The sequence below is a fragment of the Iodobacter fluviatilis genome, from assembly GCF_900451195.1.
In the GTDB taxonomy this organism is placed as follows: Bacteria; Pseudomonadota; Gammaproteobacteria; order Burkholderiales; family Chitinibacteraceae; genus Iodobacter; species Iodobacter fluviatilis.
This window is the reverse complement of sequence record NZ_UGHR01000006.1, coordinates 41,102-55,950: the sequence shown is the minus strand read 5'-3', so window position 1 is coordinate 55,950 and position 14,849 is coordinate 41,102. Positions and strand designations below refer to the sequence as shown.

14 protein-coding genes are annotated in these 14,849 nt (G+C 48.2%); 10 read left to right on the top strand and 4 right to left on the bottom strand.

Annotation, left to right across the window (positions count from 1 at the left end; all coding sequences use genetic code 11):
• Positions 1–43 precede the first annotated feature (43 nt).
• From ftsW to DYD62_RS21905, 9 genes are all read left to right on the top strand, one after another.
• The gene (gene ftsW, locus DYD62_RS21945) at positions 44–1,231 is read left to right on the top strand and encodes a putative lipid II flippase FtsW (protein ID WP_115230052.1); all 1,188 of its coding nucleotides are present in this window, start codon (positions 44–46) and stop codon (positions 1,229–1,231) included.
• Positions 1,228–2,295: an undecaprenyldiphospho-muramoylpentapeptide beta-N-acetylglucosaminyltransferase gene (murG, locus tag DYD62_RS21940; RefSeq protein ID WP_115230051.1), complete on the top strand. Its 1,068-nt coding sequence runs from the start codon at positions 1,228–1,230 to the stop codon at positions 2,293–2,295. Before ftsW ends, murG begins: the two co-directional genes overlap by 4 nt.
• Positions 2,296–2,303: 8 nt before the next feature.
• Positions 2,304–3,707: a UDP-N-acetylmuramate--L-alanine ligase gene (gene murC, locus DYD62_RS21935; protein ID WP_115230184.1), complete on the top strand. Its 1,404-nt coding sequence runs from the start codon at positions 2,304–2,306 to the stop codon at positions 3,705–3,707.
• A 198-nt stretch (positions 3,708–3,905) separates the two neighbouring features.
• Positions 3,906–4,814 carry a D-alanine--D-alanine ligase gene (locus DYD62_RS21930; protein ID WP_115230050.1) on the top strand — a complete coding sequence of 303 codons (909 nt, stop codon included), beginning with the start codon at positions 3,906–3,908 and terminating at the stop codon, positions 4,812–4,814.
• A gap of 58 nt (positions 4,815–4,872) precedes the next feature.
• A complete protein-coding gene (locus tag DYD62_RS21925) occupies positions 4,873–5,640 on the top strand; it encodes a cell division protein FtsQ/DivIB (protein ID WP_099397523.1) in 768 nt (255 codons plus the stop codon).
• A gap of 121 nt (positions 5,641–5,761) precedes the next feature.
• On the top strand, positions 5,762–6,994 hold the full coding sequence (ftsA, locus tag DYD62_RS21920) for a cell division protein FtsA (protein ID WP_115230049.1): 1,233 nt from the start codon (positions 5,762–5,764) through the stop codon (positions 6,992–6,994).
• A gap of 142 nt (positions 6,995–7,136) precedes the next feature.
• Positions 7,137–8,315 carry a cell division protein FtsZ gene (gene ftsZ, locus DYD62_RS21915; RefSeq protein ID WP_115230048.1) on the top strand — a complete coding sequence of 393 codons (1,179 nt, stop codon included), beginning with the start codon at positions 7,137–7,139 and terminating at the stop codon, positions 8,313–8,315.
• A 156-nt stretch (positions 8,316–8,471) separates the two neighbouring features.
• On the top strand, positions 8,472–9,386 hold the full coding sequence (gene lpxC, locus DYD62_RS21910) for a UDP-3-O-acyl-N-acetylglucosamine deacetylase (protein ID WP_115230047.1): 915 nt from the start codon (positions 8,472–8,474) through the stop codon (positions 9,384–9,386).
• Complete coding sequence (locus DYD62_RS21905) at positions 9,386–9,571, top strand: hypothetical protein (protein WP_115230046.1); 186 nt, start codon at positions 9,386–9,388, stop codon at positions 9,569–9,571. The genes lpxC and DYD62_RS21905 overlap by 1 nt, the downstream gene beginning before the upstream one ends.
• A gap of 421 nt (positions 9,572–9,992) precedes the next feature.
• Here the strand turns inward: DYD62_RS21905 and DYD62_RS21900 are convergent, their stop codons facing one another.
• From DYD62_RS21900 to DYD62_RS21885, 4 genes are all read right to left on the bottom strand, one after another.
• A complete protein-coding gene (locus tag DYD62_RS21900; RefSeq protein WP_115230045.1) occupies positions 9,993–10,709 on the bottom strand; it encodes an HNH endonuclease signature motif containing protein in 717 nt (238 codons plus the stop codon).
• 530 nt (positions 10,710–11,239) lie between these two features.
• Positions 11,240–11,617, bottom strand: coding sequence for a DUF7674 family protein (locus tag DYD62_RS21895; protein WP_115230044.1), 378 nt, complete (start codon positions 11,615–11,617; stop codon positions 11,240–11,242).
• Positions 11,618–11,667: 50 nt separating this feature from the next.
• On the bottom strand, positions 11,668–12,159 hold the full coding sequence (locus DYD62_RS21890; RefSeq protein WP_115230043.1) for a hypothetical protein: 492 nt from the start codon (positions 12,157–12,159) through the stop codon (positions 11,668–11,670).
• An 80-nt stretch (positions 12,160–12,239) separates the two neighbouring features.
• Complete coding sequence (locus DYD62_RS21885; protein WP_115230042.1) at positions 12,240–12,692, bottom strand: hypothetical protein; 453 nt, start codon at positions 12,690–12,692, stop codon at positions 12,240–12,242.
• A 461-nt stretch (positions 12,693–13,153) separates the two neighbouring features.
• On the opposite strand from DYD62_RS21885, the gene DYD62_RS21880 reads away from it, so the two are divergent.
• Complete coding sequence (locus tag DYD62_RS21880) at positions 13,154–14,557, top strand: lysozyme inhibitor LprI family protein (protein WP_115230041.1); 1,404 nt, start codon at positions 13,154–13,156, stop codon at positions 14,555–14,557.
• Positions 14,558–14,849 lie beyond the last annotated feature (292 nt).

Sequence of the window (14,849 nt, the reverse complement as noted above, 5' to 3'; positions counted from 1 at the left end):
TGAGTGGGCATAAAGATAAGCTCCCAAAAGGTTTGGAGGCCTGATGCGCCAGCTATTTTCACAAGCTATCAAACGGCTGCGCCCCAATATGGCGGCCTATGATCAGGCGCTGTTCTGGTGCATTACCCTGCTGCTGACGATTGGTTTGGTGATGGTGTATTCCTCATCAATTGCGATGGCCGAAGTAGATAAAGACACCGGCTTTCGCTCTAACTATTTTTTGATTCGCCATGTGATTTTCTTGGTCGTCGGCATTGCAGGTGCATTTATTGCCTTTTCTATTTCTACCAAAACCTGGCAGCAGTATTCATCCACCCTGTTTTTAATTGGCATGATTTTGCTGCTCTTGGTACTGATTCCGGGCGTGGGGCGCGAAGTAAACGGTAGCCGCCGCTGGCTGTCTTTGGTGGTAATTAACTTGCAACCGTCCGAGTTGATGAAGCTATTTGTTGTGCTTTATGCCGCGGATTACACCGTACGCAAAGCCATCAGCATGACAGGCTCATTTATGCAAAGCGTAAGCAAAGTGCTGTTCCCCATGTTTATGGTGATGGCGCTGGTGGGCGCACTCTTATTGCTGGAGCCAGACTTTGGTGCTTTTGCCGTGATTACAGCAATCGCCATGGGCGCACTCTTTTTAGGCGGTTTTAACTGGAAGCTCTTTGCCGGCCTGTTTATGTTCTTGGGCGTGGCGTTTGTGGGGCTGGTGGTCAGCTCGCCTTACCGTATGCAACGCGTACTGGGGTTTTTAGATCCGTGGAAAGATCCGTACGGCAAGGGCTATCAGCTTAGCCATTCGCTAATTGCTTTTGGCCGGGGCGAATGGAGCGGCGTGGGTCTTGGGGCTAGCGTAGAAAAACTCTCCTACCTGCCCGAAGCGCATACCGACTTTTTAATGGCAATTATTGCCGAAGAGTTTGGCTTTATCGGTGTAGCCCTTGTGATTTTGCTGTTTGCTTTTCTGATTTTTCGCTCATTTATGATCGGCGTACAAGCCGCCAAGCTGGAGCGCCACTGGCAAGCTTTAGCCGCTCAAGGCGTAGGAATCTGGATGGGCGTACAGTCATTTATCAATATTGGCGTAAATATGGGCCTGATGCCCACCAAGGGTTTAACCCTGCCGCTGCTGTCTTTTGGTGGCTCTGGCGTGGTTGCAAATTTAATTGCTTTAGGCGTTCTGATGCGGATTGATTACGAAAACCGCCAGCTGATCAGGGGGTACCGTGCATGAGTAAACGTACCCTTCTCGTAATGGCAGGCGGCACAGGCGGGCATATTTTCCCTGCTCTTGCGGTAGCTAATGAGCTAAAAACACGCGGCTGGAAAATCATCTGGCTGGGCGCTGCGGGCCGTATGGAAACCCGCATCGTGCCTGAGCATGGCATTGATCTGATCACCCTCAAAATTGATGGCGTGCGCGGCAAAGGGCTGCTGAAAAAACTCAGCCAACCTTGGGTACAACTCAAGGCACTTTGCGGCGCATTTAAAGCCATTTTTGAGCATAGGCCTGATGTGGCCATTGGCTTTGGCGGCTTTACCGGCTTCCCTGGCGGCGTAGCCATGCGCATGCTGTGGCTGCCACTGGTAATCCACGAACAAAACTCGGTAGCAGGGCTCACGAATAAGGTGCTGTCTAAGATTGCCAACCGCGTACTGTTTGCTTTTCCAAGTGCATTTCCAGGAATTGAAGGCTGCATTGGCAACCCGGTAAGGGCAGAAATCCAAAATCTAGCGCTGCCTGAGGCCCGCTTTGCAGGGCGCACTGGCCCGCTCAGGCTGCTGGTTGTTGGTGGCAGCTTAGGCGCACAAGTCTTTAACGAAGAAGTTCCCAAGGCACTGGCCTTAATGCCTGCTGATCAGCGCCCGATGGTGATTCATCAGGCGGGCGAAAAACATATTGAAGCCTTGCGGGCCAATTATGCCGCCGCCGATGTCAGCGCAGATTGCGTGGCATTTATCAGCGATATGGCAGAGGCCTACGCCAATGCCGATTTGATTTTATGCCGTGCCGGCGCGCTGACCGTGGCCGAGCTGGCCTGTGTAGGCGCCGCATCGGTGCTGGTGCCTTTTCCGCACGCAGTTGATGATCACCAAACCGGCAATGCACGCTATTTAAGTGAGAACGGTGCAGGCCTTTTAATCGCGCAAAAAGAATTTAACGCCGCCGCGTTTGCCCAATTACTGACCCAAACCAGCCGCGGACAATGCTTAAGCATCGCCAAGCTAGCACGCGGTCTGGCAAAACCGGATGCCACGATGCAAGTGGTATCGGTGATTGAAGAATTAGCCAAGTAGAAACGATGATGAAACACAAAGTTAAACGTATCCATTTTGTAGGTATCGGCGGTGTTGGCATGAGCGGCATCGCTGAGGTCTTACTCAACCTTGGTTTTGAGATCAGTGGCTCAGACCTCGGCAGTAATGCCACCAGCCAGCGCCTTGCTGCAAACGGCGCACACGTCCATTTAGGCCATGCGGCCGAATATGTGGCCAATGCAGATGTGGTGGTGATTTCCAGCGCGGTCAAAGACGATAACCCGGAAGTCATCGAAGCACGTAATCGTAAAATACCGGTGGTGCCACGCGCCCAAATGCTCGCCGAGCTAATGCGCTTAAAGCAAGGCATCGCCATTGCCGGCACGCACGGAAAAACCACCACCACCAGCCTCACCGCCTCTATTTTAGAAGCCGCAGGTTTAGATCCTACCTTTGTGATTGGTGGCAAATTACACGCTGCTGGCAGCAATGCCCGCTTAGGCCATGGCGACTTTTTAGTGGCCGAAGCCGATGAAAGCGATGCATCTTTCCTGCTGCTCACCCCGGTTATTTCGGTGGTGACCAATATCGACCAGGACCATATGGATACCTATGGTCACGACTTTAATAATCTGAAGAAGGCTTTTATTACCTTCTTGCAGCACCTGCCCTTCTATGGCCGCGCCGTGTTGTGCATTGATGATCCTTATGTGCGTGAGATCCTGCCACAGGTCACCAGCCCGATTACCAGCTATGGCGTCAGCTCCGACGCCATGCTGCGCGCCGAGAATATCGTCGCCCTTGATGGCCGTATGCAATTTGATGCAGTTTGGGAAAACGGCGAATCCCGCCGCCTGCCCATCACACTGAATATGCCAGGCATGCACAATGTGCTGAACGCCCTAGCCGCCATTGCCGTGGGGATTGAAATTGGTGCAGATGAAGCTGCCATTCAGTCGGCATTAGCAAGCTTCCAAGGAGTAGGACGCCGCTTCCAGCGCTATGGCGAAATAGCGCTTGAAACAGGCGGCAGCTTTACGCTGGTGGATGACTACGGCCACCATCCGGTTGAAATGGCTGCCACCATTGCCGCTGCACGGGGTGCATTTCCGGGCCGCCGCTTAGTGCTGGCATTTCAGCCACACCGCTACACCCGCACCCGCGATTGCTTTGAAGATTTTGTACAAGTGTTATCCACGGTTGATGGCCTATTGCTTGGCGAAGTGTATGCCGCCGGCGAAACCCCGATTGTGGCCGCAGACAGCCGCAGCCTAGCCCGCGCGGTACGCGTAGTTGGCAAGGTGGAGCCGCAATTTGTAGCCGATATCCAGGAAATGCCCGCAGCCATTATGGCCGCAGCCAAAGACGGCGATGTCATCATCACCATGGGCGCAGGCACGATAGGCGGCGTTCCTGGCAAGGTTGCTGCAATTTTAAATAACAAAACCTAAGTCTCGAACCACGGAAAGGCACGGAGAACACAGCGTTTCACGGAGAAAATCTAATTAAAACAAAGACGAAGCATCTTTTGCTTTTCTCCGTGGCCCTTCGTGCTCTCCTTTTACTCTGAGGTTCAAGATTTGGGTTTGAAATTTGTAGGATGGGCATTGTGCCCACGCGAAAAACAACAGCTTGATTGAGTACGCAAAATGAATAAATACGGAAAAGTAGCGGTCGTGATGGGTGGCACTTCGGCAGAACGTGAAGTGTCATTAATGAGCGGCAAAGGTGTTTTAGAAGCCCTGCAGGCACGCGGCGTGGATGCGCACGCTTTTGATCCTGCAACAAAGCCTCTTGAAGCGTTAAAAGCAGAAGGTTTTGACCGTGCATTTCTGATTTTGCACGGCCCTTTTGGTGAAGATGGCACTTTGCAGGGCGCGCTTGAAGTGATGGGCATCCCTTACACGGGTTGTGGTGTATTGGCCTCGGCGCTGGGTATGGATAAGCTGCGGAGCAAGTTAATCTGGCAAGCGCTTGGCCTGCCGATTCCAGCTTTTGAAATTTTGAATGCAAACAGCGATTTTGCTGCGATTGAGCAAAAACTTGGCCTGCCATTATTTGTAAAACCAGCCTGCGAAGGCTCCAGTATTGGCGTGAGCAAAGTAAAAAATACCGGGGAACTTGCCGCTGCGTTCGAAGAAGCTTACAAGTATGACAAGATTGTGATTGCAGAACAGTTCATTGGTGGGGGAGAATACACCGCCGCTGTACTGGGTGAACAAGTGCTGTCGTTTGTAAAGATCGAGCCTGCTACAGAATTCTACGATTACGAAGCCAAATATATCCGCGATGACACGGTTTACCGCTGTCCTGCGGGTTTGTCTGCACAGCTTAACGAGCAAATTACCGCTTACGTGAAACAAGCCTTTTGGGCGTTGGGAGGCCGGGGCTGGGCGCGTATCGATTTCTTAATGGATGAAGCGGGTAAGCCTTATTTATTAGAAGCCAATACCGCGCCAGGCATGACTTCACATAGTTTATTTCCTATGGCAGCAAGAGAAGCCGGCTTAAGTTATGAGGATTTAGTTTTGCAAGTATTAAACAGCACGCTGGAATAATAATCGGTGATTTTATTCAGCCATTTCAGCCCACAAACCATTGCAGCGAGGTTCGCCCATGTGGGATAAACCTCAGCTTTTAATGTGGTTTGCCAATTTGCTGACTGCATTAGCTTTATTGCTTTTGTTTTACGCCTTACTGTTTTTAACCGTGCATTCGCCTTTGTTTCCAATTAAAAGAATCAAAGTGGATGGTGATTTAGTTCACGTTACACGCGAGCAATTGCAATACGTTATTAAGCACGAACTGACAGGAACGTTTTTTACCCTGGATTTGGATAAGACGCGGCAGGCCTTTGAAAAGCTGCCATGGGTAAGGCAAGTGACGGTACGCAGGCACTGGCCAGACCGGGTAGAGGTCAGGGTAGAAGAGCACAAGGCAGTTGCACGCTGGGGCTCGGTGGCCCTGCTTAATAGTTATGGTGAGCGTTTTGATGCGGCATCCAACGATCAGCTGCCCATTCTGGAAGGCCCGGAAGGCACAGAAAAGGTCATGATTGATGGCTTTGCAGAGCTGCATAAAACCTTGCAGCCATTGGGGAAAAAAGCCACCCATGTCTGGCTTTCCGAACGAAGAGCATGGCGCTTTGAGCTGGATCACCAGCTGATTATTGAAGTAGGCAGAGATGAGCCGGTAGCCAGAACGGCGCGGTTTGTAACGGCCTACCCCAATTCGCTGGCTTTGCTGAAGCAGCCTTTTGAATATGTAGATTTACGTTATCCCAATGGCTTTGCAGTCAGATTGCCAGAGTACAAGCCAGTAGAAAGTAAGCCCGTGGTAAAGCCAGCAGTACCGGCCAAGCCCGCAGTAGCCAAACCGGCATAACCATGACGGTTTTGAAAAATGGTAAGGCAGGTAAAACCTGCTGCAAACAGAAAATTCAGCGATACGATTTTGATATCAAATCGTTTTTAAAAAGTAAGACATTGAGTAAAGAGGTTGTCAGGTGACCAGAGATAGCAAAAACATCATTGTCGGGCTGGACATTGGCACATCCAAGGTGGTGGCTGTTGTCGCCGAAATCAAAGAAGACGGCACACTCAATGTGATTGGTCTGGGCTCGGCTGCATCGCGCGGTTTGAAACGTGGTGTGGTCGTTGATATTGAAAAAACCGTCGCGGCCATCCAGTCCGCACTGGGCGAAGCCGAGCTGATGGCCGATTGCAAAATCAGCCAGGTCTTTACCGGTATTGCCGGCAGCCACATCAAGAGCATTAATTCTGATGGCATGGTGGCGATCAAGGATAAAGAAGTCACCTCGGCCGATGTAGACCGTGTGATTGAAACGGCCAGCGCGGTTAATATCCCCACCGACCATCAGGTTCTGCACATTCTGGCGCAGGAATACATGATAGACGGCCAAGAGGGCGTGAAAGAGCCGATGGGCATGTCGGGCGTGCGTTTGCATGTCAACGTGCATATCGTCAGTGGCGCAGTCAGCGCGGTACAAAATATCACCAAATGTGTGCGTCGCTGCGGGCTGGAGATCGAAGAAGTGGTGTTACAACCACTGGCTTCATCTTATTCAGTGCTAACTGAAGATGAAAAAGACCTTGGTGTTTGCTTGGTAGATATTGGCGGCGGCACCACCGATCTGGCCATCTTTATTGGCGGCGCCATTCGCCATACCGCCGTGATTCCGATTGCAGGCGATCAGGTGACTAACGATATCGCCATGGCGCTGCGTACGCCAACCTCAGAAGCCGAAACCATTAAGTTGCAGCATGGTGTAGCGCTGCGCCATATGAGCGATCCGGCGCAAATGATTGAAGTGCCGGGTGTAGGTGAGCGCGGTGCACGGCAAATGAGCCGCCATACTCTGGCGGAAGTGATTGAGCCGCGCGTTGAAGAGCTGTATGGCCTAGTTCAGCAGGAGTTACGCCGCTCTGGTTTTGAAGGGCGCCTGTCCAGCGGCATTGTGATTACCGGTGGAGCCGCAATGATGCCCGGCATGGTTGAGCTTGGCGAAGAGATTTTCCATATGCCGCTACGCATGGGCACACCGAAATACGTGGGTGGCCTTGCCGAAGTGGTAAAAAACCCGCGCTATTCCACAGCGGTGGGTTTGCTGTTAATTGCACGTGAACAATTACTAAAGAACCCTGTAAACCGGGGCAAAGACGGCGGTGTAGGGGATATTTTTGGCCGCATGAAATCTTGGTTTCAAAACACATTTTAATCAGGGAAAAAATAACGGCTCAGGGGATATTTTAGCTGTTATGACGTTTTGGTTTCAAAACACCTTTTAAATTCGGGTAAGGATCAGCGATAAGGGGAAACATCCCCACGCTGTTTAAATCGGGCAACGCAAGGAGAGCAACATGGCATTAACTTTTGAAGTGCAAGAAGTTGCACATCACGTCAATATTAAAGTGATCGGTGTGGGCGGCGCAGGCTGCAACGCGATCAACAATATGATTGAGCACGCATTGAATGGGGTGCAGTTTATTGCTGCCAACACCGATGCTCAGGTGCTTAAACTCTCTAAAGCTACGGATGTTGTGCAATTGGGCACGACGGGCTTTGGTGCAGGCTGCGATCCTGAAGTTGCCCGCGAAGCAGCCGAAGCCGATCGCGAGCGCATTGGTGAGCTGATCAATGGTGCAAATCTCTTGTTTATCACCGCAGGTATGGGCGGCGGTACAGGTACGGGCGCATCCCCTGTGATTGCACAAATTGCCCGTGAAAAAGGCATTTTCACCGTGGGCGTAGTCACCAAGCCTGGTCTTGACGAAGGCTCGCGCCAGAAAGTGGCTCAGGCTGGTATCGATGAGCTTTCACGCTCGGTCGATTCACTGATTATTGTTTCCAACCAAAAACTGGAAGAAGTACTCGGTGAAGACGTTACCGTAGACGAAGCCTTCCGCGCTGCTGACGATGTACTGCGTAATGCCGTCGCTTCTATCGTAGAAATCATCCAGTATCCTGGTCTGATCAACGTGGACTTTGCCGACGTTAAGACCGTGATGCAGGAAAAAGGCATGGCCATGATGGGCTCCGCCTTTGCTGCAGGCGAAAACCGCGCTATCCGCGCCACCGAAGAAGCCATCAGCTGCCCGCTTCTGGACAATATCAACTTCAAGGGTGCGCGTGGTGTACTGCTGAATATCAGCGCCAGCCGTGCCAGCCTGAAGAAAAGCGAAATCACCCGCGCCCGTGAAATCATCCAATCGCATGTGGCAGAAGATGCCATGGTTAAACACGGTGTGGTTTACGATGAAAGCCTAGGTGAGCAAATCCGCATTACCATTATTGCTACCGGTATGGGCAATAACGCCAATAAGCCACAGCTGTCTGTCGTACAAACACCGCAGCTTAAAACGGGCACAGACAATCACTCTGGCGAGCCAGACTGGGGCGCTTACGATTTGCCACCGGGCTTCCGTCCGAATAACCGCAGCGCGCGTGGCTCTGCAGGCGATGTAGCCACCGTAAGCCGCAGCACAACTTCTAATGTGGATATGGATATCCCTGCTTTCTTACGCCGTCAGGCAGATTAATCATGAAAGCAGAGCAGGTCGGGCACCGCCTGGCCTGCCCGCATTGAGTGTTTCAGACGGAGATAAAGGCATTGCCTATTGGCAAGATTGCAAAGATCAATCCAGCACACTACCCGGTGCTGGTAAGATTGAGGTCTGTTGATTAAAGAGACCAATATGTTTCAGCAACGCACTCTGAAGACGACTATCCGCGCCGTTGGCGTGGGCCTGCATTCTGGCGAGCGGGTTACCCTCGTCCTAAAACCGGCCCCGGTCAATAGCGGGATCGTTTTCCAACGCGTCGATTTGCCCGAGTCGACGCCATTCAGAGTTACGCCCGCTCTGGTCAACGACACGCGGCTCTCCTCTACGCTCGTCAAAGACGGCGTACGTGTCGGCACGATCGAGCACATCATGTCTGCATTTGCGGGGTTAGGCATCGACAATGTGATTGTTGAAGTCGACGCCCCGGAAATGCCGATTATGGATGGATCGGCAGCGCCTTTTATCTATCTGCTGCAATCAGCAGGCATTGTGGATCAACATGCGGCCAAGCAATTTGTCCGCGTGCTGAAACCTATAGAAGTATCTGAAGGCGATAAATGGGTACGCCTGCTCCCGCATGACGGCTATAAAGTAGCGCTCACCATCGACTTTGCCCACCCCGCATTTAAAAAATCAGCCCAAACCATCAAGCTCGATTTTGCTGACACGAATTATGTCAGCGAAATTGCCCGTGCCCGCACGTTTGGCTTTATCCATGAAGTGGAATACCTGCGCATGAACGGCTTAGCCCGTGGCGGCAGCATGGATAACGCGATTGTGATTGATGAATACCGCGTGCTCAACGACGGTGGCTTGCGTTTTGAAGACGAATTTGTCCGCCATAAAGTGCTCGATCTGGTTGGCGATTTATACATCCTTGGCCGCCCTTTGATTGCCGCCTTTGAAGGCTATAAATCCGGCCACGCCATGAATAACAAACTGCTGCGCGCCCTGCTCGACGACGAATCCTCCTACGAGATTGTCAGCTTTGAAAACCGCGACGACGTCCCCAGCTCATTCCACGATCTGCCTGCCTTAGGAATCTGATGTTTATTGTCCTGCGCCTGTTATTTGTACTTGCCGTACTTGGCATCGCCTATTGCGCGTTCAAATACCAGCGCAGCCAAGACCCGGGCTGGCTGCGCATCATCAAATGGATTCTCTACTCCACGCTGGGCTTGCTGGTGATTTTTTTCTTAGGGCTGGTAATAGAGAGGCTGTGGGTGGGGTAATACGATGGGCATCACTAAAAAGCTAACTTAATAACTGATATTACGTAGAAATCTTCTTTTTAGTGCCTTCGGCTCGTTGATTTAGGAGCGGTAGCCACCGTGGGGACATGCTTCTTTTGAACGGCCAAGAAAAAAAACCAAAGCTGCAACCTCAAAAAAACGAAGGCCCCTGCGCTGCGGACAAGCGAGTCGGCGGCGGGTGAGATTGGCCCGTTCCTCGCTCCCAAGCGCAGATTCTTATCAATTTACCCACCCGCTCTTATCGGATTTCGCCACCCGCGCCTTCGCATTTGTCAGGAGGTCTTGAGAGACAACTCCCGACCCACTGCTGACATTCAACCATCGGCACAATGAATGACTGGCAATTGATGTGAAGCTGCCGTGACTCTGGGTTTGGTTGAATGACTTGTTATAAGGAAGACTAGGCTAACCTATTCCCTACATAGTCCCATAACTCGGATGCTAATTTTTGTATTTCCAGCAGCTTATCTTCAACAAGTTTTTTCTGTGCAGATATCTCTCTATCATACTCGGGAGTACCAATAGCATGTTTTGGAATGAATGTTGCGCAATAGCTGCCGTTGTAACGGTAATTACCCTGTTCTCTAATATTTAGAACCTGCTGCATTAGATCTACTATTCGATCCTGCCGATCTCTTACGCTTCGATCATAAGACCTAAGCTCAAAATTATAAATATGTATGCTCGCAAAAAAGTTACTCAACTTGATATATACATCTTGCTCAAACCAATACCCCGTTTCAGAGCCTACATATGAAATCTCACCACAATCATTATATGAAAGTAGGTCTGTCACAATATTTAGAAAGCGATTTACTCTATCGCCCTCCTGCCCCCTCACAAATTCATTGCTATTTAAGCGAGCCCTAAGAGCCTCCTTATAATTATGCAGAGCTTTCCTATCAATTACTCCAGCATGTGCCATTTTATGATGCTTATCACACAGAAGAATTAGATTCTCCTTTCGGTTATCTTCTCGGTTTTGATTGATATGATGGATTTCGAGATATGTATGTTCAGTGCATCCTGTTACTGAGCATTCATGTCCCGCTTCTACCTCAATTTCCCGCCTAAGATTCGTCTGAATCGCTGGCCTATCGGACTGATATGTGCTCATTGTCGATATTCCTTATAACCATTAGGTAAGCCTCACTCATTGAGGCCTAACGCATCAACCGAACTACTTGCGTCTGCAATTTGAAGGGTTGCTGACGCTTATTCTGATATGAACAAACGCAATATTACTTCCGCTACTGGCCGACTGCCGCCAGTGACCTATATCATGCTCGAAATGCACACGTAGTTGCAACCACTGGCAGCTCCCAACCCAAAGCAGACTTTTTGTTTAAAGTGAAAGCGAAGTCCACTGTATTAAACCCAGAGCGCCAGCAATAGCCACGGCTTCAATTGTCCCATTTGGAAAGTATAAAGAAGCCAGCGCCAATGGAAATCCCGTTATGCACAGCATAATGTGGGCTGATATTGACGTTTCTGCATTGCTATAAATAAAAGAACTCGCAGCTGACAAACAAAGCCAAAGCGTCGACCAGTAAAAATAATAAATAAATATTTCTTTAGTTCTTAACTTTAATCTCACGTCATTACCTTTGCATTGCCTGGAATCGACCCAAATCGGAAGTAAATCGTTTAAATGGGTGGCCTTCCATGAAAAGCTAAATAGAGACATTTTATTGACTCAGGAAGATGAATCCAATACAGACTCGACTTATCTTCTGGCAATTGCCAGAACAGGTTTTCTGTAAATGCAACATCTATGCAGGCCTTTATTTCGTCATTTGCGTTTTGTAAAATGTCATTTAAAAAGTCAAACAAGGGCTTGTGAACTAAAAAAGACACTCCATTTTTCATTTCTGAATTCAATGCGTAAGCAAGTTTTTCAAACCAAGAGTATGCGTACTCTGGAAGAAATTGCCCCCAATCATTCATAAACAATAAATCTGCTTTTTTTGATATATCTGGAAATTTATGATGAATAGTTTGATAAAAGTCTACGATTGAATACATCTAAAATATCCGCAAATGAAGGCTTTGTCTTTCATTGTAAATCAACATAACTATTTAACTTCAAATTTATCTATAAGCGAATAATATTGCTTAAGTACTGAATCTTGTGTCTCAACACTTTCAAGTGCATCCACCTCACTGCGTACTAAGTAATATTCAGACTCATTTTTTATGTGGCCTCTGATTAATATCTTTGCAATTTTTTCTTTGCTTTTCTCTGCAAATTCTGGAAATTCTTTTTGAATTGACGCGTTCCACGCATTAATGGCACTCAGTCGGACTGCAGGTTTTAAATTCGAAAAAAATTCTGGCACTTCTCGAAGCACTTGCTCTAATCCAGTCGCCATTTTTGACTTGGTTACACCTCTGTTTGACGCTAGCATTTTATTTAATTGCTCATGCATCTGAATTAAAAAGCCGACGTAAACCTGAAGCTTTTCATCTGGAATTAACTGAAGCTGCTTAGTTAACTCCTCAAACACAGCAAATAGCTTGTCATACTTTGTGACCGTCACATTTTTTGATTGAACGTGCGTGTTCATTGTTCATGTCTTCCTATATGACACTTCCGCTCATGGCCGACTACCGCCTGTTATCGACCCAAAGCAGCCTACATGTTGCGCTATTCTTTCATTGAAATTATTAGGGACATTAGGGATTTATTATCAACAACACCATTGCTTCGTGCATAATCTACAACCCCAATAAAGCCAAAATCCTTAATTAGCTCCACATCTTCAGGCACACTTTGGCCTTCACTCTCAGAAGTTATCCATATTAGAAAATAATATGCCATTACAACAATGGCTATTGCAGACTTTTCGCTACTTGATTGAAGATATTCTTCCTCAAAAGCCAAGGAACGTGCATTTGCTTGATTAGCAAAATCATACAGTTCTTTGGAGCCAAAATCCCCTCCTGCAAGCGCATTTGATGCGAAAGAAATTGCCTCGTTGGCAATTATTCGAGCCCCTGAGGGTAGTAATTTAGCTGCAATTTTAGCAATGCCAAGCAGAAAGAAAATTGATTCTTTTTTGCTGTCGCCTATTTCTTCTAATGCTTTTTCTAAGTTCACGTTTTAATCTTTGCTCAATTTCATTGGTTCTTTATCTGCTGGCGTAAGAGGTCCACTTCTGGCCGACTACCGCCAACTGACTGTTGATTGTCACCCTAAGCTGAAGCTGATGCAAAAGTAAGATGGCCAATGTGGTTGTAGAAGTCCCTGAGTGACCGCTAAGGCCGATCTGTCGATGCCATAGCCTGAAAAACGAAAGGCCGCTAACCATTGGGTTGCGGCCTTATTCATTTCGGATGTTTGCCGAAGCTGTTCGGCCAAAGCGGATAATCATTCCTTCTTTTTCCGTAGTCAAAATCAGCGTGCCACTACATACTACCTAGAGTGGCACACTTTGGAGTCAATTGCAGTCTATCTTGGGTTTGGATTTTGGTGTAGGTTAGTCGTATACCGACAGTTGATATAGTAATTCATCGGCGACAATAACTGATATAGCTTTTTAGAGCTGCTCGGCGCTCTAAATGGGGACTTCTTTGCAACACCAATTTTTGGCTAGACTCACATTAATTTTCGCATTCATCTTTGTTTCGGGTGTTTCCAATGCGCAAGATATCGCTTGTCCTCAAGCAAGTAGTGACACGGAAAAAACGATTTGCACCAATCCATCATTGCTGCAATTGGATCAAGCTTTATCGACCTTATTTAATCAAGTCCTTCAATTTCCTGAGCGTGCCAGCTATCGGCAATCGCAAAAGAACTGGCTAAAAAAGCTTGATCTTTGCAAGAGCGATATCGCGTGTATTACGACTAGTTACCAAACGCAAATTCTGTTCCTACAAGGTTTACTTCATGTGAATACTGCTTATCAACCCGATCAAATTGATAAGCTGGCCATTTTGGATTTAAAGAAAATGATTCAAGCTCGAAGCAAAATTGACCCAGAGTTTGCTTTAGAACATACGCTGAAATCGTTAACGATTAAAAATCAGAGCACCAAATTTACCAATCAAAAGGATGATATAGAAGAATTTGCAGAACAGCGCTTTCCGAAAGTAAAGCCCAAAGGCGTCAGTGTTGAAGAGTGGCGTGCATTAGTGGCTGCAAATATCGAGGGTGGCGGTGAGAATGGCAATGCTAGCTATACCCTTGTAGATCTTGATGCGGATGGGCATCGCGATTTGATTATCGACTCCTATCTTGGTGGTACTGGCTTATATTCGTATATCAGTGTGCTGCAGCAAAGTGGTGGTAAGTTTGTTGGTGCTTATACATCGGCGAACTCATTTGCTAGCGAGGATGAAAATCAACGCTCTTACCTTTATTCACTCAATGGTCGTGGATCGAATCAAGACGCGAGTTTGATTCGTTTGCGCGAGCGGACTTACTTTGCCTACCGCAGTGGTCACTATGGTTCAGATCGCCTTTATTTACTCAGGGCGCTAAAGCCTGTTGGTAAAGTGCCCACTTTAACTCTGAACTACCGTTATCAATTCTTAATTCCTAAAGTTCAAAAGCGTGAGAATGGCACAACTTGGCAGCTCAATAAGGATTTGCATGCCGCATTATCCCGTTCGCTGACTCATGTGGATAAGCAATCGAGTCGATACGGTATAAATGAGCAACCCTTGTGTCCGATTCCTGAATCGGTCAAAGAAGAAGATCTTGGTGCTTATTACGGGTTTGGACGAGGACATTATACGTTTGAAATTGTTGCGGACATTCCGGTAAAACTGAAAGGTCAGTGCTATGTTGCCCAAGTTATAAATTGGTTTGGGTTTTACTCTGCCAAAGGGGGCTTATCAGCTCAATTATGGATGCGAAAACCACAAACGGAGGAAGAACAAATCTTTGACGTGAATGGCGTGCGCCACATCATTGGCATTACAACCGCAGTTGCTTTGTTTGATGGTGATGAAGTGAATTAGTGTAGTGTCTTACGGAGTTTGGCCACCAAACAAGATTGCGCGGATGGTCTGTTTGGGCCGAGGTGTCGATGCCTAGGCTATAAAATTGAAAGGCCGCTAACCATCTGGTTGCGGCCTTCAATACTTTTGACTTGTGCCAGTGCTGTTCGGCCAAAGCAGTCCTTTTATAGGAAATCGCAGGATACGAAAAATGCAACATGACTCGCTACGTACAACACCATGAATAAATTTACAACGATTCAAATAGTGAGTTGTACCTCGAGCGCGCAAGGTGATCACCTGACAAGGTCGC

Bases quoted from the DNA above. Each gene is read 5' to 3' on its own strand.
- murG (WP_115230051.1), top strand. From the start codon at position 1,228: ATGAGTAAACGTACCCTTCTCGTAATGGCAGGCGGCACAGGCGGGCAT.
- DYD62_RS21900 (WP_115230045.1), bottom strand. From the start codon at position 10,709: ATGAGCACATATCAGTCCGATAGGCCAGCGATTCAGACGAATCTTAGG.
- lpxC (WP_115230047.1), top strand. From the start codon at position 8,472: ATGTTTCAGCAACGCACTCTGAAGACGACTATCCGCGCCGTTGGCGTG.
- murC (WP_115230184.1), top strand. From the start codon at position 2,304: ATGAAACACAAAGTTAAACGTATCCATTTTGTAGGTATCGGCGGTGTT.
- DYD62_RS21925 (WP_099397523.1), top strand. From the start codon at position 4,873: ATGTGGGATAAACCTCAGCTTTTAATGTGGTTTGCCAATTTGCTGACT.
- DYD62_RS21890 (WP_115230043.1), bottom strand. From the start codon at position 12,159: ATGAACACGCACGTTCAATCAAAAAATGTGACGGTCACAAAGTATGAC.
- DYD62_RS21895 (WP_115230044.1), bottom strand. From the start codon at position 11,617: ATGTATTCAATCGTAGACTTTTATCAAACTATTCATCATAAATTTCCA.
- ftsW (WP_115230052.1), top strand. From the start codon at position 44: ATGCGCCAGCTATTTTCACAAGCTATCAAACGGCTGCGCCCCAATATG.
- ftsZ (WP_115230048.1), top strand. From the start codon at position 7,137: ATGGCATTAACTTTTGAAGTGCAAGAAGTTGCACATCACGTCAATATT.
- DYD62_RS21880 (WP_115230041.1), top strand. From the start codon at position 13,154: ATGGGGACTTCTTTGCAACACCAATTTTTGGCTAGACTCACATTAATT.
- DYD62_RS21930 (WP_115230050.1), top strand. From the start codon at position 3,906: ATGAATAAATACGGAAAAGTAGCGGTCGTGATGGGTGGCACTTCGGCA.
- DYD62_RS21905 (WP_115230046.1), top strand. From the start codon at position 9,386: ATGTTTATTGTCCTGCGCCTGTTATTTGTACTTGCCGTACTTGGCATC.